Origin of the sequence: Xanthomonas sp. CFBP 8151 (genome assembly GCF_011761885.1) — a bacterium.
In the GTDB taxonomy this organism is placed as follows: domain Bacteria; phylum Pseudomonadota; class Gammaproteobacteria; order Xanthomonadales; family Xanthomonadaceae; genus Xanthomonas; species Xanthomonas arboricola_B.
This window is the reverse complement of the sequence record NZ_JAASQZ010000001.1, coordinates 832,968-859,326: the sequence shown is the minus strand read 5'-3', so window position 1 is coordinate 859,326 and position 26,359 is coordinate 832,968. Positions and strand designations below refer to the sequence as shown.

Here is a 26,359-nt window from a genome sequence, read left to right as displayed (position 1 = left end):
GCGCGTTGCTCGATACTGGCGTGCCGCTCGAAACCCGACACACGTGCGACAAGCGGCTTTTCACGCGGCCACCGACCAACTGTCTGGTGCGGTGTCCTCACCAATTGCGGGACCCTTGGCGGCATGGATGCCGCCAAGGAGCCTCCACGGACGGATTCACGGCGTGTCCCGCAAGTGGTGAGGGCACCGCGCACTCGACTCAGCAGGCTTTTGACCTAAGCACTTGAGTGCATCTACAACAACGCGACGACTCGGAATCGCTTGTCTTGAAGTGGAGACAACGCTGCGACACGAAACTCCGGGTGTCTTGCAACAGCGAGGCCCGGAAACATCCAAACAGCGCTGAATCGCAATCATCGCGGCGCCAGGAATTCGTGGATACATCCGGTGATCCCGGCCACACCTTTAGCGCGGTCATGATCACGCAATGCAAGCGCGGCAGTCTCTGCAGACCCTCCCCGCTTGTTGGATTGCAATGGATTCGACGTCTTCCTCGCGCGTGCGCCGTCCGGCCACGCTCGCGTTGTTGCTGGTCCCGCTCACTTTGCCCGCTTACGCAAGAGACGTCCCGGATGGTGCGGCGTCTGGCGCGGCTGCGGCCGAAGCGAGTGCCGCTGGCGAGCAGGTGTCCACGCTGGATCAGGTCCAGGTGGTCGGCCAGGCAATGACGTATTCCAGGACCAATGTCAGCAAGGAAATGCTGGACCGCCAGTTCGTGCTCGGCAGCGTCAACGATGCACTCAACGAACTGCCAGGCGTGGTGGTCACCGAGGCCGACGCCTTCGGTTCGTCGGATTGGGGCACCCAGATCAGCATGCGCGGCTTCGTCAGCAACCGCGATACCCAGCAGATCGGCACCACCATCGATGGCGTGCCCAACGGCGGCTCGGCGTATGGCGGCGGTTCCAAGGCCAATCGCTTCATCGACATGCCGGATCTGGAAACGGTGGAGGTCAGCCAGGGCACCGCCGACATCGCCTCGCGCTCCAACGAAGCGCTGGGCGGCACCTTGAACTACCTCACCGGCGACCCGCTGGAAGAGCAGCGCGTGCGCGTGATCGGCGGCATCGGCGACAACCAGGCGCGCAAGTACTACGCGCGCTACGACACCGGCCTGCTCGGTGACCACACGCGCGCCTGGGTCAGCGGCTCGTCGGCACGCAACGACGACTGGATCGACGGCAGCGGCCATACCAGCCGCGATCACCTGGCCGGCAAGTTCGTCAGCGTGTTGGACAACTGGACGCTCAGCGGCTATGCGTCCTACGACGATGCCGACGAATCCGAATACACCAGCGTGACGCCCGAGCAGTTCGCGCGCGACCCCGAGCACGATCTGTTGACCGGCACGCTCACCGGCATTCCGTACCTGGACCAGAACTACCGCTCCGGCTCGCGCGCGTTGCGCGAGAATACCTTCGGCTATCTGCGCGGCGCCTTCGATGGCGGCAACGGTTTCAAGACCACGCTGACCGGCTATGCGCATCGTATGCAGGGCCGCGGCGACTGGATTCCGCCGTATCTGGTGGATGTCGTAAACGATGGCGCCGGCGCAGCGGAATCCGAAGCGCGTGGCGGCAACACCGTGTACGCCGGCAGCGACCTGGGCAAGCTGTATTACCTCACGCCCGGCGGCGCGGCCGCGACCCTGCTGGCTGGTTGCGCCGGCAGCGATGCGGTGCCGGCCGAATCCAACCCGGCCTGCTATCCGGCCGGCTCGGTGCCGGTGCAGTCGTATCGGCACAGCCACTACGACAACCACCGCGCCGGCGCGATGGCCGATGTGGAATGGCGCGCCGATCTCGGCGCCATCGACAACACCGTGCGCGCCGGGGCCTGGCTGGAGCGCTACGACCGCAGTGTCACCCGCGACTGGCATCGCCTGCTCAACGTCGGCACCAACATCAGCTTCGATCATCAGCCGTACTGGGTGCAGTTCAAGGACAACTACCAGACCGACGAGCAGATGTATTACGTCGAGGACGTGATGCGCTACGGCGCCTTCGCCTGGCGCGTGGGCGTCAAGCAGTTCTTCGTCGACCAGACCCGCGACCGCCGCATCGGCGATGCGCAGCATGTGGAATCGGATTCGCATTCGGACCCGTTGCTGTCGGCCGGCCTGACCTGGACCACCCCAGTGCAGGGCCTGGAAGCCTTCGCCGGTTACTCGCAGAACTTCGCTGCGATCCCCTCCGGCGTGCTCGGCGAAACCGACCCGGTCGCACTGAGCCGCGTGCAACCGGAAACCGCCGACAACGTCGAACTCGGCCTGCGCCTCAGCCGCTGGCCGCTGACCGGCAGCGTGACCCTGTACGACATCCGCTTCGACAACCGCATCGTCTATGTGCCGGCCAACTTCGTCACCGGCATCGACTACCTGGGCGAAACCGACGGCGTGTACGAGAACTTCGGCGGCGTGCATGCGCGCGGCTTGGAAGCGGCACTGGGCTATGGCTGGGACAACGGCTGGCGCATCAACGGTGCCTACACCTACAACAAGGCCGATTACCTGGGCAGCGGCGACGCCGCACGCGATACCGCGCTGGAGATCACCCCGGGCGCGCAGGTGATCGGCCAACCGCGCAACACCCTGGTGATGTCGGCGGACTGGCGCGGCCAGGCGTGGCGCTTCGGTGTGTCCGGGCGCTATCTGGGCAAGCGCTACCTGGATGCCTCCAACCGCGCCGCACTCGATGGCGTGACCACCTTCGATGCCAACCTCGGGGTGGAGCTGTCGCAGCTGTCGTCGCAGCTCAAGGGCCTGCAGCTGGCGCTCAACGTCAGCAACCTCACCGACAAACGCTATCTGGAAGGCGTGGACGGCAGCGACAGCGCCTTTATCGCCGCGCCGCGCACGGTCGGGCTGACGTTGACGCTGGATCTCTAGCGTCGGCGGCGCGTTGCCGAGCTGCATTAGATGGCCATTGCCACGTGCGCGAGCGGATCGGGCGGAAGACACGCCCGATCCGCTCCCTGCATCGGCTGCCCGCAGGTGCAAACGGAAAGGGTCGGCGGTGTTGCAAGCACGCAAGAGAACACACGCGCTGACGCGTCGGGTACGCTCGACCCGCTCCAGCGCAGACAGGATGGGAGCGCCAACCAGGTGACACGATGATTGACCTTCCCCGCCGCCGCGTCCTGCAGACCGGGCTTGCCGGTGCCGCCGCCGCGCTGCTGCCCCCCAGCATCGCGCGGGCCGCCGCCATCGCGCCCGACCGCCGCACCGGCACGCTGGAGGATCTGCAGCATGTGGTGATCCTGATGCAGGAAAACCGCGCCTTCGATCATTACTTCGGCAGCCTGCCCGGCGTGCGCGGGTTCGGCGATCGCTTCCCGATTCCCGCACCGCCGCTACCGGGCGCGCCCGCGCGCACGGTGTGGCTGCAGCCCAGCGAAGACGGCCGCCAATGGCTGACGCCGTTTGCGCTGGATACGGCAGCGCAATTCGGCTTCATGCGCGTGCAAGGCACGCCGCATAGCTGGGTGGATGCGCAACGCGCCTGGGATCACGGCCGGCTCGGGCATTGGGCCGCCGCCAAGCACAACCACGCGCTGGGCTATTACCGGCGCGCGGATATTCCGTTTCAGTACGCGCTCGCCGACGCCTTCACCATCTGCGATGCGTACCACGCCTCGATCCAGACCGGCACCAATTCCAATCGCGTGTTCCTGTGGAGCGGCGGCAACGACCCGCAGGCGCGTGCCGGTGGCCCGGTGATCGGCAACTCGCACGACAACTTTGCGGAGCTGGGCGGTTTTGCCGAACCCTACCGCTGGGCGACCTACGTCGAGCAGCTACAGAACGCCGGCGTGTCCTGGCAGATCTATCAGGACATGGCCGACAACTTCACCGACAACCCGCTGGCAGGATTTGCGCCGTTCCGGCAGGCCTTCACTGCTGCGCCCGGACACGATGCGCAACTGCGCGCGCGTGGTGTCAGCACGCGCGGTGTCGAGCAGCTGCGCGCCGATGTGTTGGGCGGACGCCTGCCATCGGTGAGCTTCATCATTGCCGATGCGGCCGGCAGCGAACATCCTGACCCCTCCAGTCCTGCGCAAGGCGCGGCCTACACCGCAGGCGTGCTGGATGCGCTGACCGCCGATCCGCAGGTGTGGAGCCGCACCGCACTACTGTTGATGTTCGACGAGAACGACGGCTTTTTCGATCACATGCCGCCACCGGCGCCGCCGTCGCCGGACCCACGCGTGGCCGGCGGCTTTGCGGGCGCATCCAGCATCGCCACCGACGACGACTACCATCGCCACCCGGCACCGGGCGAACAGAAGGTGGATCTGCCCGAGCTGCGTGGCCGCCCCTACGGCCTGGGTCCGCGCGTGCCGCTGTACGTGATCTCGCCGTGGAGCCGCGGCGGCTGGGTGGATTCGCAGGTGTACGACCACACATCGGTATTGCGGCTGCTGGAACGCCGCTTCGGCGTGCCCGCACCGGAGATCACGTCGTGGCGGCGTGCGGTCTGTGGCGACCTCACCAGCGCATTCGACTTCCTTCATGCCGATGCGCGCCCGTTCGTCGCGGCGCTACCCGATGTCAGCGCAACCGCAGCGCGCGCGGCAGCCCTGCGCGAACACGCACTGCCGCCCTTACCTGCCGCGTTGCAGCCGCCGCAGCAGCCGTTCGGTGCACGCCGTTCGCGGGCGCTGCCGTATCGCCCAAGGGTGGAGCCGGCCCATCTGCCAGAGTGTGGAGAGGTGAAGCTGCGCATGTCCAACGCGGGCGCTGCGGTGGTGCTGCATGTCTACGACCGCTTCGATCTTGCGGCGGTTCCGCGCCGTTACACCGTAGGGAACGGCGCGGCAGTGGACGCCACATGGACCACCGACGATGGCCGTTACGATCTGTGGTTGCTCGGCCCCAACGGATTTCATCGCCACTACCGTGGCGACCTGAGCGCACCGGTGCTGGTGACCGAGATCACCCAGGATGCAAACGATCCCGAAGCCGTATCGTTATCGCTGCGCAATGCCGGCAGCACTGCCGTGCAGGTGGAGCTGCAACCGGCCGCATATTCAGCCGCGCAGCCGCACGAACGCCTGAGCGTTGCACCCGGCACCACCGAGCGGCGTGGCTGGAAAGCGGCGGCAACTGGCGGCTGGTACGACCTGTGGGTGCACCACGACGGCGCAGCCCAGCGCCTGGCCGGACGCATCGAAACCGGCACAGACAGCGTCAGCGATCCGGCTATGGGTGGGCCGGCGCGGCTGCAGCAAGACCTGCCTTTGCCGATCGGCGCACCCGGCTGAACCTTGCAGCCAGGCATGCAGTGAGAACGCAGGCGGCTGCGGGATCAGCATGCTTGCGCACGGTCGCGCTCAGTGCGCGTCGGCCGCATCCAGCATGCCGATGGTCCCCAACCAGGTTTCCACCAGATGCGGCCATTGCGCGATCGGCAATGCGTCCGCGCGCAGACCGAACGCATGCCCGCCTTCGGCATAGAGATGCATTTCCACGGGTACGCCGGCTTGCTTGAGTGCCACGTAGTAGGCCAGCGACTGACTCACGCCATCCACCGCATCGTCTTCGGCCTGCAGCAAAAAGGTCGGCGGCGTCCGTGCAGTGACGGCGATGTCCGGCCGCAGCGACAGATGGGCAGGATCGCGTGTGGCGCTGTCTTCGTCCTCGTGCGCCCACAGATGGCCCGGATAGACCGCAATGGCGAAGTCCGGCCGGCAACTCTGCGCATCGGACGCGTCCACCGGCGGATACGTGCGCGTTGCAAAATGCGTACTGACCGCCGCCACTAGATGACCGCCAGCAGAAAAACCGAGCACACCGATCTTGTGCGGATCAACGCCCCACTGGCCTGCCTGCGCGCGCACCAACCCTAGCGCGCGCTGCGCGTCCTGCAGGCCCGTTTGCACTCTTGGGTAATAGCGGCGGCCGTTGGTCCAGGTCGGCCCCGAATTCGGTACGCGGTATTTCAACAGCACGCAGGTGATACCGTGCGCGGTCAGCCAGTCGCAGATTTCCGTGCCTTCCAGATCCATGGCCAGCATTTGATAGCCCCCGCCGGGGAACACCAGCACCGCCGCACCGGTGATGTGCTGTCTGGGCGTGTAAACCGTCATCGTCGGGCGGCTGACATCGCTGACCTTGGTCCATGGGAAGCGCCCCTCGCCGCTGCCCACCGATTCGGGCTTCGGGTGGCGCACCGCATCCGGCACCGCGCGCGGCCAGAGCGGTATCTCTACCTGGCCAGGCGCTGGTTGCCAGGCAGCAGCCGTTGCGAGCCCATGAACCAGCAGCAGCGCAACGGCCACAGACCAATGACCTATCCTGATTCGCACTGTCAGACCTCGAAAAGCTGAAGGAAAACAGCAAGCACCTTGTGGACTCGCACGCGACATAACGCGGGAGGCAGCGGGTCGTTGCACTCAACCCACGATGCTGTCGCGCACCGCGGCCGCCACTGCCTTCAATGCCGCGTCGCGCGCGTCGCTGTCGACACTGGCGCCATTCAAGTACGCGGTGAGCAGCAACGGCGCCTTGCCTGCCGGCGGCCACACGATGGCGATGTCGTTGCGGGTGTCGGTGCCGTTGTTGCCGGTCTTGTCGCCGATCTTCCAGCCGCGCGACAGGCCGGCGCGCAGGCAGCTATCGCCGGTGCGGTTGTCGATCATCCAGTCGGTCAGCTGCTTGCGCGAGGCCGGCTGCAGCGCGTTGCCGAGCAGCAGGGTGCGCAATGTGGCGGCCATCGCCGCCGGCGTGGTGGTGTCGCGCGGGTCGTCCGGGGCGAACCGGTTCATCTCCGGCTCGTGGCGGTCGCTGCGCGTGTGCGCATCGCCGATGCCGCGCAGGAACGCGGTCAGGCCGGCCGGCTCGCCGACCAGCGGAAACAGCAGGTTGGCGGCCGGATTGTCGCTGTAGATCATCGTGGCCCGGCAGAGCTCGGCCACGCTCAGCGACCCGCCGACATGGCGCTCGGTGACCGGGGCATGCTCGACCATGTCGGAGGCGCGGATCTTGACCCGTTGCGCCAGCGTCAGCTCGCCCTGGTCTACCTGCTGCAATACTGCCGCAGCCAATACAAATTTGAAGGTGCTGCACATCGGAAAGCGCTCGTCTTCGCGCTGGCCGAGGCGCTTGCCGGTGGCGCTGTCGAGCAGGCTGATGCCCAGGCGGCCGCCAGTGCGGCGTTCGATCTCCGCCCACTGTGCTCGCAGCACATCGTCCACCGTCATCGCCGGCGTGAGTGCCCATGCAGGTCTGGAGGCCGCAAGCAGCACGCCCGCGCCGGTTGCGTACAAGAATTGTCGACGGTTCAACATGGAGCAGCTTCCCGGGGAGAGCCCGCAGTATCGGCGCCTGCTGGCCACCGGACTATTGCGATGTTTCGATCCCTGGCATGAATTGAACTAATCTCTGCGCATGCCCCGCCCCCGCCTCCCGCTCAACGCCTTGCGCGCCTTCGAGGCCGCCGCGCGCCACCAGAACCTGACCCGCGCGGCCAGCGAGCTGTGTGTCAGCCAGGCCGCGCTCAGCCACCAGATCAAGGCGCTGGAGCAGCAACTGAAAACCAGCCTGTTCCACCGCCTGCCGCGCGGCGTGGCGCTCACCGACGAAGGCGCGGCACTGGCGCCGGTGCTCGGCGAGGCCTTCGACCGCATCGCGGCGACCCTGGAGCGCTTTGCCGATGGGCGTTATCGCGAGGTGCTCAGCGTCGGCGTGGTCGGCACCTTCGCCACCGGCTGGCTGCTGCCGCGACTGCCGGCGTTTCATGCCGCGCATCCGGATATCGAATTGCGCCTGTCGACCCACAACAACCGCGTCGATCTGGCCGGCGAAGGCCTGGATCTGGCGATCCGTTTCGGCGACGGCGACTGGCAGGGCCAGATCGCGCATGCGCTGATGGAGGCGCCGTTTGCGCCGGTGTGCGCGCCCAGCATGGCGCGGGGCCTGCGCACACCGGCCGATCTGGCCCAGCTGCCGTTATTGCGCTCGTACCGTCTGGACGAATGGCCGCAGTGGTTTCGCGCGGCGGGCGTGGCCGAAGTCGCCGCACGCGGGGCGATGTTCGATTCGTCGTTGACGCTGGCCAGCGCGGCGGCCGCCGGTGCCGGCGTGGCGTTGTTGCCGTTGCCGATGTTTCGCCAGGATCTGGATGCCGGGCGCCTGGTCTGCCCGTTCCCGATCCAGATCGACGCCGGACGCTATTGGCTCACCCGGCTGCGCTCGCGCCCGGAAGGCGATGCCGATGCGCGATTGCGCGACTGGCTGACAACGGAGCAACAGCGCTCCGGTTGAGCGAGCCCGACGCTGCGCTCAGCGGCGCGCGGATGCCGCGATCCCCTGCACTGCCACGCGGCGAAACGCCTCGTAGTGCGCCCTGTCGGCGAACCAGTGCGGGGCGAACAGCTCGAACAAGCGGTCGTTGTGATACAGCAGCAGCACCCGCTCGTTCTCGCGGTAGCGGATGTAATCGGACCAGGGCCGGCGCAGTCGCCCGTCTGCCCAGGTGATCTCCAGCCCGGTCTCGTCCCACGCAAAGGTGTAGGTATGCCGCAGCGCGGCCTGCTGCGCGTGCAGGCGTTTGATCTTCCGCGGCAAGCCCCAGACGTGCAACACCACCAGGCCGATCAAGCCGCCGCCTCCGGCACCGATCAGCATCGGGCCGATGATTTCGCCGGCCCCGATCAGTTGCAGCAACCCCGCCCCGATCAACAGCAGGACCACCAGGATCACGATCAACAGCTTGGCCGTCTGTCTGGCATGCAGGCGCTGCGCAGCCAGATGATCTTCCAGACTGATGGTGGCGCTGATCATGTTGCCTACCTCCCTGTGCCCGGCCCCACGCGCATCTTAACGCCTGCGCGTTACGCGCCTTCGATCAACTCCATCCACGCCGCCTCGGCGGCGGCCAACTGCTGCGCCGTGGCCTCACGGTCGCGGCCCAGCACGGCCATCTTGTCGCTGTCGGCATAGTTGCCGGGGTTGGCCAGTTCACGGTCCAGTGCCGCCAGCGCCGCTTCCAGTTCGCCGACGCGCTTTTCCGCACTGGCCAGCTTGTGCGGGTTGACGGCTTTCTTCGGCGGCAGTGGCTTGGTCGGTGGCGGCGGGGTCGGCGCCACTTCGGCCATCTTCTGCTTGGTGCCCTGGGCGGCCGGGCGGCTGCGCAGCCAGGCGGCGTATTCGTCCAGATCGCCGTCGAACGGCTCGACCACGCCATCGGCCACGCGCCAGAAACTGTCGCAGACCAGGCCGATCAGATGGCGGTCATGCGAGACCATCACGATGGCGCCTTCGAAGTCGCTCAGCGCTTCGGCCAGGGCCTCGCGCATCTCCAGGTCCAGATGGTTGGTCGGTTCGTCCAGCAGCAGCACGTTCGGCTGCTGCCAGGCGATCAGCGCTAGCGCCAGACGCGCGCGCTCGCCGCCGGAGAACCCATCCACCACTTCGAATGCGCGGTCGCCGGCAAAATTCCATTTACCCAGGAAATCGCGGAACGCCTGGTTGGAGCCATCCGGCGACAGCTCGCGAAAGTGATCCATCGGCGACTGGCCCTCGTGCAGCGACTCCACCGTGTGCTGGGCGAAGTAACCGATCCGCAGATCCGGATGCGCACTGCGCTCGCCCGACAGCGGCGCCAACTCACCGACCAGGGTCTTGACCAACGTGGACTTGCCCGCACCATTGGGCCCCAGCAACCCGATCCGGTCACCCGCCTCCAATCCGAATCCAACATCGTGCAACACGGTAATCGCATCGCTGGACCCCAGCTTTTGCGATTCCCCATTCCCCATTCCCGAATCCCGCGGCGCAGCCGCATACCCGCAAGCGGCGTGATTCAGCCGGATCAACGAAAACGGCAACCGATTGGGCTGGGCGAACTGGATGCGGAACTCGCGCTCGGCGCGCACCGCCTCGGTGCCGGCCATCTTGGCCAGGCGCTTCATGCGGCTCTGCGCCTGGGTGGCCTTGCTGGCCTGCGCCTTGAAGCGGTCGATGAAGCTCTGCAGATGCGCGCGCTCGGCCTGTTCCTTGTCGTGGGCGATCTGCTGCTGACGCAGGTGCTCGATGCGCTGGCGCTCGAAATCGGTATAGCCGCCGACGTACAGCTTGGCGGTGCCGCCGTGCAGATGCAGCGTATGCGTGGCCACGTTGTCGAGGAACTCGCGGTCATGCGAAATCAGCAGCAAGGTGCCCGGGTACTTGAGCAGCCATTGCTCAAGCCACAGCACCGCGTCCATGTCCAGGTGGTTGGTCGGTTCGTCCAGCAGCAGCAGGTCGCTGGGCATCATCAGCGCGCGCGCCAGATTCAGGCGCACACGCCAGCCGCCGGAGAACGAGGAGACCGCGCGGTGATGGGTGTCGGCCGGGAAGCCCAGGCCGTGCAGCAACTTGCCGGCACGCGCCTCGGCGTCGTAGGCGCCGAGCTCGGCCATCTTCTGGTGCGCGTTGGCGACCGCTTCCCAGTCTTCGCGCGCGGTGGCCGCGGCCTCTTCCTGCAGGATCGCGGAGACCTCGATGTCGCCGCCGAGCACGAACGACAGCGCCGGATCGGGCAGCGACGGGGTTTCCTGCGAGACGCTGGCGGTGCGCACCTTGCCGGGCAGGTCGACATCGCCCTTGTCCGCTTCCAGTTCGCCCTTGACCGCGGCGAACAGGCTCGACTTGCCGGTGCCATTGCGGCCTACAACACCGACGCGGTAGCCGGCATGCATGGTCAGGTCGACGTTGGACAACAGCAGACGCTCGCCGCGTCGCATGGAGAAGTTGCGCAGGGAAATCATTGATGGACAGTCCGATAGAACGAAAAGGAATGAGCAGATGAGCAGCACTCCTGCGACGCCATTCTAGCGTTAACGAATAATTAGCGCCTTCGGGCTGGCCGTCGTTCCCTTCGCGTTACCGCGACCAGATCCCGCCCAGCCTTGCTGGTCCTGCCTGGACCCCCGTTCGGAGTTGTCATGAATTACCCGCTGTCCACGCTCGCAGCCGCCGTCGTTGCGGCGCTGCTCGCCTCCCCCGCCTTCGCCCAGACCGCCACCCCGGCCAGCGCGCCCGCCAATACGCTCGATACCGTCATCGTCACCGGCACCCGGGTGTCCGACCGTACCGTGGCCGAGTCGCAGTCGCCGATCGACATCATCAGCGCCGAGTCGCTGCAGGCCACCGGCACCTCGGAGCTGGCCACCGCGCTGGCCCGCGCGCTGCCGTCGCTGAACTTCCCGCGCCCGGCCCTGAGCGACGGCACCAGCGCGATCCGCCCTGCGCAGCTGCGCGGCTTGTCGCCGGACCAGGTGCTGGTGCTGGTCAACGGCAAGCGCCGCCACACCTCCTCGCTGCTCAACCTCAACGGCACCATCGGCCGTGGCGCCGCAGCGGTGGACCTGAACACCATTCCGGTGGCGGCGATCGCGCGCGTGGAAGTGCTGCGCGACGGCGCCTCGGCGCAATACGGCTCCGATGCCATCGCCGGCGTGGTCAACATCGTGCTCAAGGGCGCGGAGAAGGGCGGCAGCCTGCAGGCCGGCTTCGGCCAGTATTCGGCCGGCGACGGCAGCAACTACGAGTTGTCCGGCGACACCGGCGTGGCCTACGGCAACGAGCGCGGCTGGCTGCATGTAGCCGCCCAGCTCAATCAGCAGGACCCGACCGACCGCGCGCGCGGCTATGCCGGCGCACCCAGCGCCTCGCAGCCGGCCGTCGGCCAGAAGGCGTTCAAGATCGGCGACCCGGACGTCAACGCGCAGGCGGTGTCGGCCAATACCGAGTTCGCCTTCAGCGACAGCATCACCGGCTACGCCTTCGCCACCGCCAGCAACCGCGACATCACCTCGTTCGCGTTCTTCCGCGCACCGGGCAGCACCACCCAGAACATCCTGTCGGTATATCCGCAGGGCTTCCTGCCGGAAATCCAGACCTACGCCAAGGACCGCTCGCTGGTGGCCGGCGTGCGCGGCTCCACTGCCAGTGGCTGGGACTGGGATGCGAGCTACAACTACGGCTACAACCGGATCGATTTCCACACCCGCAACACGCTCAACGTCAGCCTGGGGCCGAGCTCGCCGACCTCCTTCTACGATGGCGCGCTGGAGACCACGCAGAACATCGTCAACCTGGACGTCAAGCGCGGCTTCGACTGGGGCCTGGCGTATCCGGTGACGGTGGCCTTCGGTGCCGAGTACCGCAACGAGAAGTGGAACCAGTCGCCGGGCGAAGTGGGCTCGTATTTCCAGGCCGGCACGCTGGCCGGTGGCGCGCAGGGCTTTGGCGGATTCGCGCCCAGCGTCTCGGGGCGGTACTCGCGTGACAGCTACGCGTTGTATGCCGACCTGGAAGCCGATTTCACCGACAAGTTCTCCGCCGGTCTGGCCGGGCGCTACGAAGACTTCAACGACTTCGGCAGCCAGGCATCGGGCAAGTTGTCCGGGCGCTATGCGTTCACCGACAAGATTGCGCTGCGCGGCACGGTGGCGTCGGGCTTCCGCGCGCCGTCGCTGGCGCAGCAGTATTTCCAGTCCACCAGCACCACCTTCCTGGCCGGCAATCCGAACCCGTTCGAGATCCGCACCTTCCCGGCCGACAGCAACGTGGCGCGCGCGCTGGGTGCAGAGCCGCTTGATGCCGAGACTTCGCTGTCGTACAGCCTGGGCCTGGTGCTGCAGCCGACCGATGCGCTCTACCTCACCGTGGATGCGTACCAGATCGATGTGGACGACCGCATCGTGCTGTCGTCCAACCTCACCGGCACCGGCGTGCGTAACCTGCTCGAAGCACAGGGCATCTTCGGCATCAACGGTGGGCGCTACTTCACCAATGCGGTGGACACGCGCACGCGCGGCGTGGACGTGGTCGGCAGCTACCGCTGGCAGCTCGCCGCCAGCAGCGTGGACCTGACCGCCGGGTACAACTACTCGGAAACCGAGGTGCGCAGCGTCGCCGCCAACCCGGCCGCGTTGTCGGCCAACGGGCTGAGCCTGGAGCGCATCGATCGCACCGAACGCGGCCGCATCGAAGAAGGTTTCCCGCGCGACAAGTTCCTGGTCAACGGCAGCTGGAACCTGGAGCACTGGACGCTGGCATTGGGTGCCACGCGCTATGGCAAGTACAGCACGCGTCCGGCTGCGGCGATCAACGACCAGACCTTCGGCGCCAAGTGGGTGGTGGATGCCTCGGCCAGCTACAAGATCGATCGCTGGACGCTGACCCTGGGTGCGGACAACCTGCTGGACGAGTACCCGGACGAGAACAACTTCGCCAACTCTACCAGCGGGCAGTTCCCGTACAGCAATCTGTCGCCGTTCGGCTTCAACGGTGCCTACGTGTACGGCCGCATCAACTATCGCTGGTAACACGGCAATCCATCTTGCTGCGGTGTTGCTCGGCGCTTGTTGCTGACGCACGCGGCACCATCGCATCCTGACGCTTGACCACACGCCCCGGCCTGCCCGGGGCGTGTGCGTTTTTGCCCGTTGTACGTGCAGCGTCTTGATGCAGCCATCTAACCGCAGGCATCGGCGCGCCGTGAAGAGCTGCCGGCAGCCGCGGTGGTATCAACACCGCTTCCACCCTGCCGGAGCACCCACCATGGACGCAGCGCAGCTCTCACGCGGCCGCCTGATCGATCACCTGCATCTGGTCGTCCGCGACCTGGCGGCGAGCCGACGTTTCTACCAGGCGGTGCTCGATGCCCTGGGCGTTCCCATCGGTGGCGAAGGTCAGGGATTCTTCTGGGCCGACGAGCTGTTCGTGTCCGATCGCGACACGATGGCGCAAGGCGAACTCACCGGCCGCCACCATCTGGCCTTCCAGGCGCATGACGTGGCCATGGTGCATGCGTTCCATCAGGCCGCCCTCGCCCATGGCGGCCGCGACAACGGCGCGCCGGGCGTGCGCCCGTATCACCCGAGCTATTACGCTGCGTTTGTGCTCGACCCCGATGGCAACAACATCGAGGCGGTGTTCCATGGTCCTGCGCAACGCAGTGCCGATGCGGTGCAGATCACGTTCTGATGCAGAAGTTTCATATCTGGCAGCGATGTCCATGATGGTGCAGGCAAGCGACTGATCCCGCAGGTCTGGTGCAAACGACGCATCACTTTGGTGCACGATGACAACGATGGCAGTAACACGTCATGCATGACAGTTACTTGCACAACGTAACCAAAATTTGACATGTGGTTAGACGTGGTTAATGGTTCCGAACGCACCGCAGCTGCCGCAACGGACGCGGCCCGGGAGGGGGCCCCCCTGCGATGCATCCGTTCCCCACTCGGAGTTGTCACCGCATGAATTGCAAGACCAGTCCACTCGCAGTTGCCGTCGTTCTTGCACTGTCGTTTTCCGCGTCAGACGCATCCGCGCAGTCACAGGCTCCCACCCAGAAAACCCTCGACACCTTGATCGTGACCGGCACGCGCGTGGCCGATCGCACCGTGGCCGAATCGGCATCGCCGATCGACATCATCTCGCCGCAGGCACTGGAATCGACCGGCACCACCGAGCTGGCTACCGCGCTGTCACGCGCGATCCCCTCGTTGAATTTCCCCCGCCCGGCCATCTCCGACGGCTCGGACGCGGTGCGCCCGGCGCAGCTGCGCGGCCTGTCGCCCGACCAGGTACTGGTGCTGGTCAACGGCAAGCGCTATCACACCACCGCGTTGATCAATCTCAACGACACCCAGGGGCGTGGTTCGTCGCCGGCCGATCTCAACACCATTCCGATCGCCGCAGTGGAGCGCATCGAAGTGCTGCGCGACGGTGCATCGGCGCAGTACGGCTCGGATGCGATTGCCGGCGTGATCAACATCGTGCTCAAGGGCAGCGGCGAAGGCGGTAGCGTCAATGGCCGCTACGGCAAGTACAGCGCCGGCGACGGCGAGCAGTATCAGCTGTCCGGCGATGCCGGTTTCAGCTTTGCCGGCACCGGCAAGGTGCATCTGGCCGCGCAGGCCGGTCACTCGGACCAGACCAACCGCGCATTGCCGTTCGGCGGCCGCGTGGAGCAGCGCTACGGCGATCCGGACATCGACCAGGGCGCGATCTCGTTCAACGGCGAATACAGCCCCACCGATTACCTGACCTTCTACTCGTTCGGCATGGTTAGCCGCCGCGAAGTGCTCTCCAACGGCTACTTCCGCTTTGCCGGCGACAACCGCAACCGCCCGGAAATCTATCCGGACGGCTTCCTGCCGCAGATCTACAACGTCAGCAAGGACGTGTCGTGGGTGGGCGGCTTGAAGACCTCCACCGAAGGCGGCTTGAACATCGATCTGAGCTACAACTACGGCCAGAACAACCTCACCTTCGATGTACGCAACAGCTTGAACAACAGCCTGGGCCTGACCAGCCCCACCGACTTCCATGCCGGCACGCTGGAAGTGACCCAGAATGTGCTCAATGCCGACTTCACCAAGACGCTCGACTGGGGCCTGGCGTATCCGGTCACGCTGGCCTTCGGTGCGGAATGGCGCGGCGAGAAGTTCAACCAGTCGCCCGGCGATGCGGCGTCCTCGGCCAATGGCGGTATTCCGTCGGCCAACGGCGCGTTGATCCCCGGCGCGCAGGTGTTTCCGGGCTTCAAGCTCTCCGACGCCGGTTACTACAACCGCAATAGCCACTCGGCCTATGTGGATCTGGAAGCCGATCTGACCGACAAGTTCTCCGCCGGGCTGGCCGGACGCTACGAGAAGTACAGCGACTTCGGCGATACCGCCACCGGCAAGCTGTCGCTGCGCTATGCGTTCACCGACAAGATCGCGCTGCGTGCCACCGCCTCGACCGGTTTCCGTGCGCCGTCGTTGCAGCAGCAGAACTTCCAGTCGATCGCCACGCAGTTCCTCAACGTGGCGCAGCCCAACGGCACGGTCACCGCGATCCCGTTCGAGATCGGCACCTTCCGTACCGACAATCCGGCCGCCATCGCACTCGGCGCCGAACCGTTGAAGGCCGAGGAGTCCAAGAACTATGGTCTGGGCGTGGTGCTGCAACCGGTCGAGAACCTGTACATCACCGTCGATGCGTATCGCATCGAGATCGACGACCGCATCGTGCTGTCGGAAAACCTCACGTCCATCGCGGCGCGCAATTATCTGCAGGCCAATGGCTTCCCGGGTATCGGTGGCGGGCGCTACTTTACCAACGCGGTGGACACCAAGACCCAGGGCGTGGATGCGGTCGGCACCTATCGCTGGAACCTGGACGGCGGCAGCGCAGAGCTGACTTCCGGCTACAACTACAACAAGACCGAAGTGGAACGGATCGCCGACAACCCGGCAGCGCTGGAAGCGATCGATCCGGGTGCGGTGCGCATCGGCCGCGCCGAACTCGGTCGCATCACCGAAGGCACGCCGCGCGACAAGTTCTTCCTGGGCGGCACCTGGTCGCCGGGCAACTGGTCGTTCACCGGCACCGCCACGCGCTGGGGCGAGTTCAGCACCTTCGGCACCAACGCCGGCAGCGACCAGACCTATGCGGCGAAATGGACATTGGATCTGGCCGCGTCCTACAAGTTGAACGACTGGAACTTCACCATCGGCGGCGACAACGTGCTCAACGAATATCCCGACCGCCAGGAAGCCGGCCTGGGCACGCGCACCTACCTGCCCTACAGCAGCGCCTCGCCGTTCGGTTTCAACGGCGCGCTGGTATATGCCAACGTGAGCTACAAGTGGTAAATCGCCGCGTGCCGGTCGGCAGCGGCCGGCATGTCGATCGTCTCGTCCCACGTCGCTGAGACCAGGCAACACCCCGCAGCATCGCTCGCCCTTTCCGATTGTGGCCAAAGGGCGAGTTCCCCCCTCTTTCGCAAGGATGCGCCACGCAGCAGACGCTGCGTCGCAGTCTGATGTCTTGCTGTGCACGCCGCCTCGCCAGCGCATACACGCTGCGCGCAGGCAACCCGGATCACGCAGTCCGCAGTCATCTTCCCCCGGCAACACGCGCAGCGCATCGCTGCGTCCACATCCCCTTTGAGTCTCCATTCCCATGCACACCTCCAACGCACTCTCGCTTGCGATCTCGGTCGCACTCACCGTCTGTACGTTCGCTGCCAGTGCGCAATCGCAGCCTGCCCAGCCGCAGAAAACCCTGGACACCCTGATCGTCACCGGCACGCGCGTCAGCGACCGCACGGTGGCCGAATCCGAATCGCCGATCGACATCATCACCGAGCAGTCGCTGCAGGCCACCGGCGCCACCGACATCGCCACCGCGCTGGGCAAGCTGCTGCCGTCGCTGAACTTCCCGCGCCCGGCGATCTCCGACGGCAACGATGCCGCACGCCCGGCCACGCTGCGCGGCCTGTCGCCGGATGCGGTGCTGGTGCTGGTCGACGGCAAGCGCTATCACACCTCCTCCCTGATCAACTACAACCCGTATGTCGGCCGCGGCTCGGCACCGGCCGACCTGAACTCGCTGCCGATGTCGGCGATCGCGCGCATCGAAGTGCTGCGTGACGGCGCCTCGGCCCAGTACGGCTCCGATGCGATCGCCGGCGTGGTCAATATCGTGCTCAAGCATGGCGCCGATACCGGCAGCAACAGCGTGTCGATCAATGGCGGCATCATGGACAAGGGCGACGGCGAGCAGAACGGCATCGACGGCTCGGTCGGCCTGCCGTTCGGCGGCAGCGGCGGCGATGCCGCACCGGGCTGGGTGCGGTTGTCGTGGAATTACCAGAACACCATGAGCACCAACCGCGGCGAGAACACCAACCGCGCCACCACCGTGCCGGGCACGCCCAATCCGGGCGGTGTGCCCTACCAGCGCCACGGCGACCCGGCCTCCACGTTCTATCAGGGGCTGGCCGCATTCGGCTACGCGTTCTCGCCGAACCTGGAGCTGTACGGCCACCTCAGCATGAGCCGTCGCGAGGTCACCTCCAACGGCTATTACCGCGCGGCCGACAACACCGCGCGCAATGTGCAGGCGATCTACCCGAACGGCTTCCTGCCGCAGATCTACAACCCCACCAACGACCGCTCGGCCGTGCTGGGCTTGAAGGGCAGCACCGAGAGCGAATGGAACTGGGACGTGTCGGCCACCTACGGCAAGAACGACATGACCTTCAACATCCTCAACAGCATCAACACCAATCTGTACTACACCACCGGCAGCTCGCCGACCAACTTCAATTCCGGCGGCTTCGAAACCGAACAGGGCACGATCAACCTGGACGTCAACAAGTCCTTCGACTGGGGCCTGGCGTATCCGGTCAACGTGGCCTTCGGTGCCGAGCATCGCCAGGACCGCTACCAGATCACCGCCGGCTCGCCGGAGTCGTACTTCTTCGATCCCAATACCATCAATCCCGACGACGGCGCGCCGTATCCGGGCGGCGCACAGGTGTTCTCCGGCCTGGAGCCGACGGTGGCCGGCAAGTTCGGACGCCACAGCAATGCGGTCTACGCCAACCTGGAAGCGGACATCACCGACAAGCTGTCCGGCGGCATCGCCGGGCGCTACGAAAACTACAGCGATGCCGGCTCCACGCGTTCGGGCAAGCTGTCGGCGCGCTACGCCTTCAGCGACACCTTCTCGCTGCGCGGCACCATCTCCAACGGCTTCCGCACACCGTCGCTGGCCCAGCAGAACTACGCCTCGGTGGTGACGCTGATCCAGAACGGCGAGCTGGTGCAGGTCGGTACCTACCGCACCTCCGACCCGGTCGCGGTGGCGCTGGGCGCCGGCCCGCTGAGCCCGGAGAAATCCACCAACTACGGCCTGGGCGGCGTGTGGCAACCGACCGCCAGTTTCACCTCCAGCCTGGACGTCTACCAGATCCGCATCTGGGACCAGATCCTGTATTCGGACCAGTTGCAGCTGGCGCAGCCGATCGGCCAGGTGGCCGCGGTGCAGTTCTTCGTCAACGGCGCCACCAGCCGCACCCGTGGCGTGGACTGGATCAACAGCTATCTCGCCGACCTGGGCAGCTACGGCAAGCTCAATCTCAGTGCCAGCGCCAACTACAACAAGACCACGATCCTGGAACTGTCCAACCCCAACTTCGGGCGCGCCAGCCAGGGCCTGCTCACCGACGCCACCCCGCGCACCAAGTACATGGCGGCGGCGGACTGGACGCTGGGCGGCTTTGCGCTCAACTTCAATGCCACCCGCTATGGATCGATCAAGCGCATCAGCGACCCGGCCGATGGCAGCCAGGACCAAACCTACGACGCGCGCTGGCTGTTGAACCTGGCTGCGAGCCAAACCTGGAACGCGTTCACCGTCACCGTGGGCGCGGACAACCTCACCAATCAGTATCCGACCAAGGCGCAGCTGACCACCGCCTACGATGATCGCGCCGGCGGCCTGCAGTATTCGTCGCTGTCGCCGTTCGGCTTCAACGGCCGCTACTGGTACGGGCGGGTCACCTACCGGTTCTGATCAGCGGTTCCGAGCGGACGTGCTGAGCCGCTCCCGCGTACACGCCAACACCGCCGATCACTCGGCGGTGTTTTTCGTTGTGGGCATCTCGGTTCGCGTGCATCGGATGCAGCATGCCGCCCGGGGAACCGCCACGCTCTCGATCTCGACATGCTGCAACACCGTGCCCCCGGCCTGGATGAAGCGCGCGATCAGATCGTCGTCGCCATCGCAGCGAGGTTGCGCGCTCACGCCGTGGAAAGACGCTGCCAACTGGTCGTACACAATGCTGGTCGCCTGCAGTTCTTCAACCGTCGTGCGCTGCGTGTCGCATCGCGTTAATCGAGCGCTGTGTAGTATGGACACCCGGCCAACCGGACCAGTACCGCGGTCCTGGTTTCCCCCGCGCCGGACTCCAGCCATGACCACGCAATGCCCGCAGGCGACGCCCGGCGCAGTGCCGTCGGCTGGTCGCGCCCGCGACGCTCTCTCGGACACTCTCACAACGGATTGGAATGCATCACGACACCAGCCTCATCGACATCATCGCCGTCGGCCTCGCGGTCGCTTTCGTGCTGGGCACGCTCGCACAGAAAGTGAAACTCTCGCCGCTGGTCGGCTATCTGCTGGCCGGCGTCTGCGTCGGGCCGTTCACGCCCGGCTTCGTGGCCGACCAGACCATGGCCAACCAGCTGTCCGAGCTGGGCGTGATGCTGCTGATGTTCGGCGTGGGCCTGCACTTCTCGCTCGACGATCTGATGGAAGTGAAATGGATCGCCATTCCGGGCGCGTTGGCGCAGATCGTGGCCGCCACCCTGCTCGGCTGGGCGCTGGCCTGGAGCATGGGCTGGCCGTTGATGCATGGGCTGGTGTTCGGCCTGGCGTTGTCGGTGGCCAGTACCGTGGTGCTGCTGCGCGCACTGGAAGAGCGCCGCCTGCTGGAAACCCAGCGCGGCCGCATCGCGGTGGGCTGGCTGATCGTCGAAGACCTGGTGATGGTGATCGCGCTGGTGATGTTGCCGGCCCTGGCCGAGGTGCTTGGCACCGCCGCGCCGGCCGTGGCGCACGCGGGCGAGTCCACCTCGCTGCTGGCTGCGCTCGGCCTGACGCTGTTCAAGATGGTGGCGTTCGTGGCGGTGATGCTGGTGGTCGGGCGGCGGGTGATCCCGTGGTCGCTGGAAAAGGTCGCCGCCACCGGCTCGCGTGAGCTGTTCACCCTGGCCGTGCTCGGCATCGCGCTGGGCGTGGCGTTCCTGTCGGCCACGCTGTTCGGGGTGTCGTTCGCGCTGGGCGCGTTCTTCGCCGGCATGTTGCTGAAGGAATCGGAGCTCAGCCACAAGGCCGCCAGCGATTCACTGCCGTTGCGCGATGCATTCGCGGTGTTGTTCTTCGTCTCGGTGGGCATGCTGTTCGACCCGATGATCCTGGTGGAGCATCCGTGGCAGGTGCTGGCCACGTTCCTGACCGTGACCCTGGGCAAGTCGCTGGCCGCCTTCGTGATCGTGCGTGCGTTCGGCCACCCCACCGGTACGGCGCTGACCATTTCCACCAGTCTGGCGCAGATCGGCGAGTTCTCCTTCATCCTGGCCGGGCTGGGCGTGCAGCTGGCAATCCTGCCGGAAACCGGGCGCGACCTGATCCTGGCCGGTGCGCTGCTGTCGATCATCGCCAACCCGTTCCTGTTCTCGTGGCTGGACCGCTGGCAGGCCAGGCAGGCGCAGGACGCCCCGGCCAAGGTGGAGCCGGAGCTGCCGCCCGGCCCGCCGCTGCCGCTGGACGGCCATGCCATCGTGATCGGCTATGGCCGCGTCGGCAGCGCGCTGGCGCAGTTGCTGCGTAGCCGCGGCGTACCGGTGCTGGTGATCGACGACAACGGCGATCACGTGGCCAAGGCGCATGCGGCCGGCATTCCCGGTATCCGCGGCAGTGCGGCGGCCGACCGCGTGCTGGCCGAAGCCCGCCCGGAGCATGCCAAGATCGCGATTCTGGCGATCCCGCAGCCGCTGGAAGCCGGCGAGGCGTTGGCCAAGCTGCGCGCCATCAACCCGTCGCTGACGCTGCTGGCGCGCGCGCACAGCGATACCGAGGTCAAGCACCTGCTCGAACACGGCGCCGACGGCGCCGTGCTGGCCGAACGCGAGCTGGCTTACTCGCTGGCCGAGATGGTGATGTCCACCCCGCCGTATCGGGCCTTGCGCGTACCGGCGTCGTAACTGCGAGGCGGGATGACGCAGCGCTGCACAAAACGAAAACCCGCAGGCAACGCCTGCGGGCTTTTTGCTGCCCGCAGGTGGTTCAGTGCGGAACGGCTCGCAGTCAGACATCGATCAGACTGCGACCAGGGCACCGAAAACCGCCCGCTGCCCACCTATATCGCGGACCAATCGCGCTATCCGCATCGTGCCGATGATCGAAAGCGCGGCCGGCATTGCGGCAGTGCCCGAGCTGCTTGCGCTGCCCGGCGTGGGGCCGATGATGGAAGGCGCACTGGATCTTGCGCTGGATCTGGGCCCGGGCCCGCAACCGACCCATCCACAGGTGTGGGAGCTGCTGCTGCAACTGCATGCGCACTGCATTGCGGCCAACGTGCCGTTCTGCCCCGATCCGCGCACCGATGCGCAACGCGCGCACTGGCAGCGACAGCCGGATCTGCGCTGGCTGCTTGCCGGCGAAGACCACGCGCTGATTCAACGCGCACTGCGCAGCCACCTGGCCACCTTCGCCGCACCCACTCCACCACCCGCCTGCAGGAGCACGCTGTAGATGCCGACGTTCCGTTTCCACGTCCTGACCATCGCCATCGCTGCGGCTTCCCTGACCCTGCCGCCGTCGGCGATCGCGGCGCAGGCCGGCCGCTGCGTGCCGGTGTTCCTGCGCATGAACATCGCCGTGCCCGGTGCGCAGAGCACGCGCCTGATGATGGGTGGGCAGCCCTCGCCGGTCGGCCTGGACCCGGACGATCTGGATGCGGCGATCCAGCGGCTGCGGGCCAGCCCGTCGCTGCGGTTGGAAGGTTTCCATTTCCATCTGATGTCGCACCAGCGCGATGCCGGCGCGCAGCTGCATCTGATCGCCGCCTACTTGCGCATCGTGCAGCAGTGGCGGCAGGCCTACGCGCTCGGCCCGTTGCGGGTGAATGCAGGCGGCGGCTTCGGTGTGGATTATCTGGCGCCGGAAGGTCGTTCGACTGGGCCGGCTTCTGCGCCGGCTTGCCTGCCCTGCTGGGCGCACACGGCCAGGCGCTGCGCCTGCGGCTGGAACCGGGGCGCTCTGTCAGCGCCAGCTGCGGCTGGTATCTGATGGACGTGCTGGACCTCAAGCGCAGCCACGGCGTGTGGTTTGCGATCGCCCGCGGCGGCACCCATCACTTCCGCACCCCGGCCGCGCAAGGCCACGATCATCCGTTCCGTGTGTTGCGTGGCAGGCACGCGCCGGTGCTGCGCGACACCCCGGTCACCCTGGTCGGGCAGCTGTGCACACCCAAGGACGTGCTGGCGCGCAACCAACCTGTCGCAGCGCTGGCGCCAGGCGACTGCCTGGCCTTCCCGCTGGCCGGCGCGTATGCGTGGAATATCTCGCACCAGCAGTTCCTGATGCATCCGCCGCCGCAGATGGTGTTCCTGCCAGTGGCAGCTCAGGCGGCATCGGCGTCCGTCGCGGGCCGGACCGGCACGCGAATGTCGGCACGCAGCTCTGCCTCTGCCACCGCTTCGGGGTCGTCCAGGTAGAGGTAATGCAGCGGCGCATCGCGCAGGACGTAGCCGCTGTCGGGCAGCCATTGCGCGAGCACGCGGTCGAGCGCGTCTTCGATACCTGCATAGGAGCCCACATGACGCAGCACTGCGTGCGCGCCGCCGTCGAGCTGGCGCAGTTGCAGCGGCGCCGGCGGCGACAGTGCGGCGTCGAAGACCATGCCGCATTCGAATAGATGCCGATGTGCCGGCACATCGCGGTGGTCGCTGAGCGGCAGGCCGATCAAGGCCTGCAAGTGTTCGATCGCACCGGCGCGCTCGGCCCAGGCCGCAATGCGGCCGAAGCCACGATCCAGATCGTCGAAGGCGCCGCGCTGGCGCAGCACCACCACTTCCAGCGGATCGAGCATTTGCACCAGCACCTGCAAGGGTGCGCCGGATATCTGCGCCGGCAGCGAGGGCATGGCCAGCTGCTGCAGTTTCTGTGCGCGCACAGCGGGCGCGTTGCGCAAGCTGCTCGGGCTGGCCTGCAACAGGCTGCGGAACGCGCGTGCCAGCGCCTGCGGGGTCTGATAGCCCACCGCCAGCGCCACCTCGGTCACCGTGCTCGTCGGCTCGCCCAGCAGATGCAGCGCATAACTCAGACGCAGCCGCGCGATGGTCTGCCCCAGGGTTTCGCCGGCCAACGCGCGATAGACCCGATGGAAATGATGCGGCGACTGCTGCGCCACGGCCGCCAATGCGGCCAGGTCCGGCAGCGGTTCGCCGGCGCGGATGCTGGCCTGCAGATGGGCGACGACGCGCTCGACGCTGCGCTGGCGATTGAAGACTGACGAGGCTGCTGGCATCGGGCGATTCCTGATGGACAGCCCCAGCATCGCGCAGATCGGCTAGGCCTGCGGTCCCGATCTTGCGCAGTGTCTGTGGCGCGCGCGGCTGCATACAACCTGGCGGCGACCAAGGCGCGGCGCTACAGCGTCGAGGCCACCACCGCGTCCCATGCGCCGTCGGCGATGGCCGCGCGCAGTTGCTGCCAGCTGTTCCAGCCGGCCCAGCGCGCCGGGCGGCTTGGTCAGTTGTTCCTGACGCGCCAGCGCAGCCGCGCGCACGCGCGCGTCCGGCAGCGCGCAGGCACCATGGATCCAATCGCTGGTCGCACCGCCCCTCCCGTCAGAACCATCGGCAAACCTGCCACCGCCAGCACCACACGCTCGCACTGTAGCGCCAATGCCTGGTGCAGCCGGCCGGCCTCGCCGACAAATCGACGCGTGAGTTCGCCCAATGGCACGACGCCCTGTCCCACCTCGTTGCGCGCTCGCACCGCAGTGCGCATGGCCGGCGCAACAGCCGCGCTTACTGCGCGGCCTGATAACGCAGTGTCAGCAGATAGTTGCGCCCCGGCTGCGCATACCAGCGCGCGGTTTCGTACTGGCGATCGAACACGTTGTTGGCGGTGAGCGATACCTGCCAATCCGCAATCACTGCATAGCTCACGCGCAGATCCAGCAACCCGTAACCGCCCAGGCGCTCGGTGTTGGCCAGATCGTCGAAGCGCTTGCCGGACCCGAACAGGCTTGCGCCGACGCCGAATGCGCCGACACTGCGGTCCGCATCGATGCGCCCGCTCTGCCGCGCACGCCGCGGCAGCCAGTTGCCATGATTGACCTCGCCATCGGCCTGCGGCTGCAGCCAGGTCAAGGCGCTGCGCACGGTCCAGCCGGCCAGCTCGGTGGCGTAGCCGGCTTCCACGCCGCGGATGCGCGCCTGATCGATATTGTTCGGCTGCCCGAACGGATGCGCCGCATCCACCAACGACGCGTCGTAGGCGATCAGAGCGTCGATGCGGGTCTGGAACGCGCTCAGCGTCCAGGTGCCCCAGCCGTAGCTGCCGCGCAGGCCAAGCTCGGCGCTCCTGGAGGTTTCCGGCCCCAGCAACGGATTGCCGAAATCGGGGTAATACAACTCGTTGAAGGTCGGCGCCTTGAACGCGGTGCCGTAGCTGGCGCTCAGGCGCAGATGCTCGGCAAAATCCCGGCCCCACAGCAGGCTGCCGGTGGTCTTGCCGCCGAACTGGCTGTTGTCGTTGCGACGCAGGCTGGCCTGCAAGGACTGCGCACCGAAGCTCTGCTGCCATTGCGCGAATGCGGCGCGGTCGATGCGGCTGTCGGCATCGTAATTGTCGCTGCTGGCGATGGCGTCGCGCTGCCAGTCGAAGCCGACCGTGAGCAGGCCCGCGCCGGCAGCGATATCGGCCTGCAACGCGCCCTGCTTGCGGCGGGTGTCGTAGGTGGACAGATACGCACCGTCGTAATACGCATCGCTCAAATCGGAACTGCTGCCGACGCTGGCGGTGAGCTTGAGCGCATCGGTAGGCGCGTAACGCACACGGCCACCGACCGCCTGCTGCACGCCCTTGGACAGGTTGCCGCCGAAGGCCGAGCCGTCGTATTCGTTGCGGCTTTGCGCGCGCAAGGCATGCACGTCGGCGTCCCACTGGCGATTGAAGCGCCAGCCGCCCTGCACGCTCAGCGAATCGTTGCGGTAGCCATCGCGATCCGGGTCGTAGTCGCTGGAGCTGGTGTCCAGATACGCGTTGATGCCATCGGTTTGGTCATGCACCGCGTTGGCCGAATACCAGCCACCGCTTTCGCTCAGATCGCCTCCACTGCGCCCGGCCAGGCCCGCGCTATAGCGGCGCGCGTTGTCGCTGCCGGCCGCCGCGCTGAAGGTGGGCACGAAGCGGCCTTGCGGGCGCCGGGTAAAGATCTGGATCACCCCGCCCAGCGCCTCGGAACCGTACAGGCTGGAGAACGGGCCACGCACGATTTCGATGCGCTCGATCTGCTCGATCGGCAGGTCCTGCAATGCCGCCCCGCCCGCGGTGGCCGAGCCGATGCGCACGCCATCGATCAGCACCACTACCTGGTCGGACTCGGTGCCGCGCAGGAACAGCGAGGTCGGCTTGCCCGGGCCGCCGTTGTTGGCCAGCGCCACCCCGGCTTCGCCACGCAGCAGGTCCTGCAGCGAATTCACCTGGCGACGCTCGATCTGCGCGCGGCCGATCACGGTGACCGGCGCCAGCGTCTGGTCCTGGGTCTGCGCAGTACGCGAGGCAGTGACCACGACCTGGTCGAGATCGATGGCGGCCTCGGCATGGGCCAGGGTGGCCACGCACAGCGACAGCCCCACGGCCAGCACCGCACGACGCGGCAAAACGGAAGAAAGGGACATCGACTGCTGCTCCTGGAACCGCGCCTACCCGCGCGGGGGCAATGGGGGCGGCAGGCAGCAACGGGCCAGGCGTCCAACGCCGCAGCGCCAGACGATCAAGGCCACGCCC

General features: G+C 66.7%; 15 protein-coding genes and 6 pseudogenes. 11 read left to right on the top strand and 10 right to left on the bottom strand.

The genetic code is table 11. The features are described from left to right. Positions 1–475 precede the first annotated feature (475 nt). Positions 476–2,887 (top strand): TonB-dependent receptor, encoded by a 2,412-nt coding sequence (locus FHT08_RS03595; RefSeq protein WP_166774328.1) that lies wholly within the window; start codon positions 476–478, stop codon positions 2,885–2,887. Between the two features lie 224 nt (positions 2,888–3,111). Continuing rightward, positions 3,112–5,262, top strand: coding sequence for a phospholipase C, phosphocholine-specific (locus FHT08_RS03590; protein ID WP_166774327.1), 2,151 nt, complete (start codon positions 3,112–3,114; stop codon positions 5,260–5,262). Positions 5,263–5,331: 69 nt separating this feature from the next. Here FHT08_RS03590 and FHT08_RS03585 read toward each other — a convergent pair whose 3' ends face one another. After that, entirely contained in the window at positions 5,332–6,279 is a 948-nt protein-coding gene (locus tag FHT08_RS03585; RefSeq protein WP_166774326.1) for an alpha/beta hydrolase, read from the bottom strand. A gap of 114 nt (positions 6,280–6,393) precedes the next feature. Next, positions 6,394–7,287, bottom strand: coding sequence for a class A beta-lactamase (gene bla, locus FHT08_RS03580; protein WP_166774325.1), 894 nt, complete (start codon positions 7,285–7,287; stop codon positions 6,394–6,396). A gap of 100 nt (positions 7,288–7,387) precedes the next feature. On the opposite strand from bla, the gene ampR reads away from it, so the two are divergent. Further along, positions 7,388–8,263: a LysR family transcriptional regulator AmpR gene (gene ampR, locus FHT08_RS03575; protein ID WP_104605738.1), complete on the top strand. Its 876-nt coding sequence runs from the start codon at positions 7,388–7,390 to the stop codon at positions 8,261–8,263. A gap of 18 nt (positions 8,264–8,281) precedes the next feature. Here the strand turns inward: ampR and FHT08_RS03570 are convergent, their stop codons facing one another. Both FHT08_RS03570 and FHT08_RS03565 read right to left on the bottom strand, forming a co-directional pair. After that, positions 8,282–8,782: a YcxB family protein gene (locus FHT08_RS03570; protein ID WP_046343867.1), complete on the bottom strand. Its 501-nt coding sequence runs from the start codon at positions 8,780–8,782 to the stop codon at positions 8,282–8,284. Positions 8,783–8,832: 50 nt separating this feature from the next. After that, positions 8,833–10,749 carry an ABC-F family ATP-binding cassette domain-containing protein gene (locus tag FHT08_RS03565; RefSeq protein WP_166774324.1) on the bottom strand — a complete coding sequence of 639 codons (1,917 nt, stop codon included), beginning with the start codon at positions 10,747–10,749 and terminating at the stop codon, positions 8,833–8,835. Positions 10,750–10,926: 177 nt separating this feature from the next. Between FHT08_RS03565 and FHT08_RS03560 the strand changes: the two genes are divergently transcribed. The 4 genes from FHT08_RS03560 (at position 10,927) to FHT08_RS03545 (ending at position 19,348) form a co-directional block, all read left to right on the top strand. Next, a complete protein-coding gene (locus FHT08_RS03560; protein ID WP_166774323.1) occupies positions 10,927–13,314 on the top strand; it encodes a TonB-dependent receptor in 2,388 nt (795 codons plus the stop codon). 235 nt (positions 13,315–13,549) lie between these two features. Continuing rightward, on the top strand, positions 13,550–13,975 hold the full coding sequence (locus FHT08_RS03555) for a VOC family protein (RefSeq protein ID WP_047127044.1): 426 nt from the start codon (positions 13,550–13,552) through the stop codon (positions 13,973–13,975). Positions 13,976–14,250: 275 nt separating this feature from the next. Then, positions 14,251–16,638, top strand: a complete 2,388-nt coding sequence (locus FHT08_RS03550) for a TonB-dependent receptor (RefSeq protein WP_104536076.1) — start codon at positions 14,251–14,253, stop codon at positions 16,636–16,638. A gap of 310 nt (positions 16,639–16,948) precedes the next feature. Further along, positions 16,949–19,348 carry a TonB-dependent receptor gene (locus FHT08_RS03545; protein WP_166774322.1) on the top strand — a complete coding sequence of 800 codons (2,400 nt, stop codon included), beginning with the start codon at positions 16,949–16,951 and terminating at the stop codon, positions 19,346–19,348. A gap of 57 nt (positions 19,349–19,405) precedes the next feature. Here FHT08_RS03545 and FHT08_RS19925 read toward each other — a convergent pair whose 3' ends face one another. Continuing rightward, positions 19,406–19,693: a hypothetical protein gene (locus FHT08_RS19925; protein ID WP_243848940.1), complete on the bottom strand. Its 288-nt coding sequence runs from the start codon at positions 19,691–19,693 to the stop codon at positions 19,406–19,408. A gap of 149 nt (positions 19,694–19,842) precedes the next feature. Here FHT08_RS19925 and ybaL point away from each other — a divergent pair, with 149 nt between their 5' ends. From ybaL to FHT08_RS03525, 4 genes and pseudogenes are all read left to right on the top strand, one after another. After that, entirely contained in the window at positions 19,843–21,540 is a 1,698-nt protein-coding gene (gene ybaL, locus FHT08_RS03535; RefSeq protein ID WP_166774321.1) for a YbaL family putative K(+) efflux transporter, read from the top strand. Positions 21,541–21,669: 129 nt separating this feature from the next. Beyond that, positions 21,670–22,090 (top strand): annotated as a pseudogene (locus FHT08_RS03530) (aldolase/citrate lyase family protein); the annotation flags it as partial. Then, positions 22,091–22,438: pseudogene (locus FHT08_RS20190) on the top strand (hypothetical protein); the annotation flags it as partial. Then, positions 22,360–23,055 (top strand): annotated as a pseudogene (locus tag FHT08_RS03525) (hypothetical protein); the annotation flags it as partial. The pseudogenes FHT08_RS20190 and FHT08_RS03525, both read left to right, overlap by 79 nt. Here the strand turns inward: FHT08_RS03525 and FHT08_RS03520 are convergent. The 5 genes and pseudogenes from FHT08_RS03520 to btuB all read right to left on the bottom strand — a co-directional run bounded on the left by FHT08_RS03520 (position 22,962) and on the right by btuB (position 26,250). After that, positions 22,962–23,867 carry a GyrI-like domain-containing protein gene (locus FHT08_RS03520; protein WP_243848939.1) on the bottom strand — a complete coding sequence of 302 codons (906 nt, stop codon included), beginning with the start codon at positions 23,865–23,867 and terminating at the stop codon, positions 22,962–22,964. The pseudogene FHT08_RS03525 and the gene FHT08_RS03520 overlap by 94 nt on opposite strands. A gap of 125 nt (positions 23,868–23,992) precedes the next feature. Further along, positions 23,993–24,055, bottom strand: a pseudogene (locus tag FHT08_RS19805) (histidine phosphatase family protein); the annotation flags it as partial. Further along, a pseudogene (locus FHT08_RS19915) lies at positions 24,051–24,161 on the bottom strand (nicotinate-nucleotide--dimethylbenzimidazole phosphoribosyltransferase); the annotation flags it as partial. The pseudogenes FHT08_RS19915 and FHT08_RS19805, both read right to left, overlap by 5 nt. Positions 24,162–24,190: 29 nt before the next feature. Next, positions 24,191–24,328, bottom strand: a pseudogene (locus FHT08_RS19910) (bifunctional adenosylcobinamide kinase/adenosylcobinamide-phosphate guanylyltransferase); the annotation flags it as partial. 44 nt (positions 24,329–24,372) lie between these two features. Further along, positions 24,373–26,250 (bottom strand): TonB-dependent vitamin B12 receptor, encoded by a 1,878-nt coding sequence (gene btuB / locus FHT08_RS03505; RefSeq protein WP_166774319.1) that lies wholly within the window; start codon positions 26,248–26,250, stop codon positions 24,373–24,375. Between the last annotated feature and the right edge of the window lie 109 nt (positions 26,251–26,359).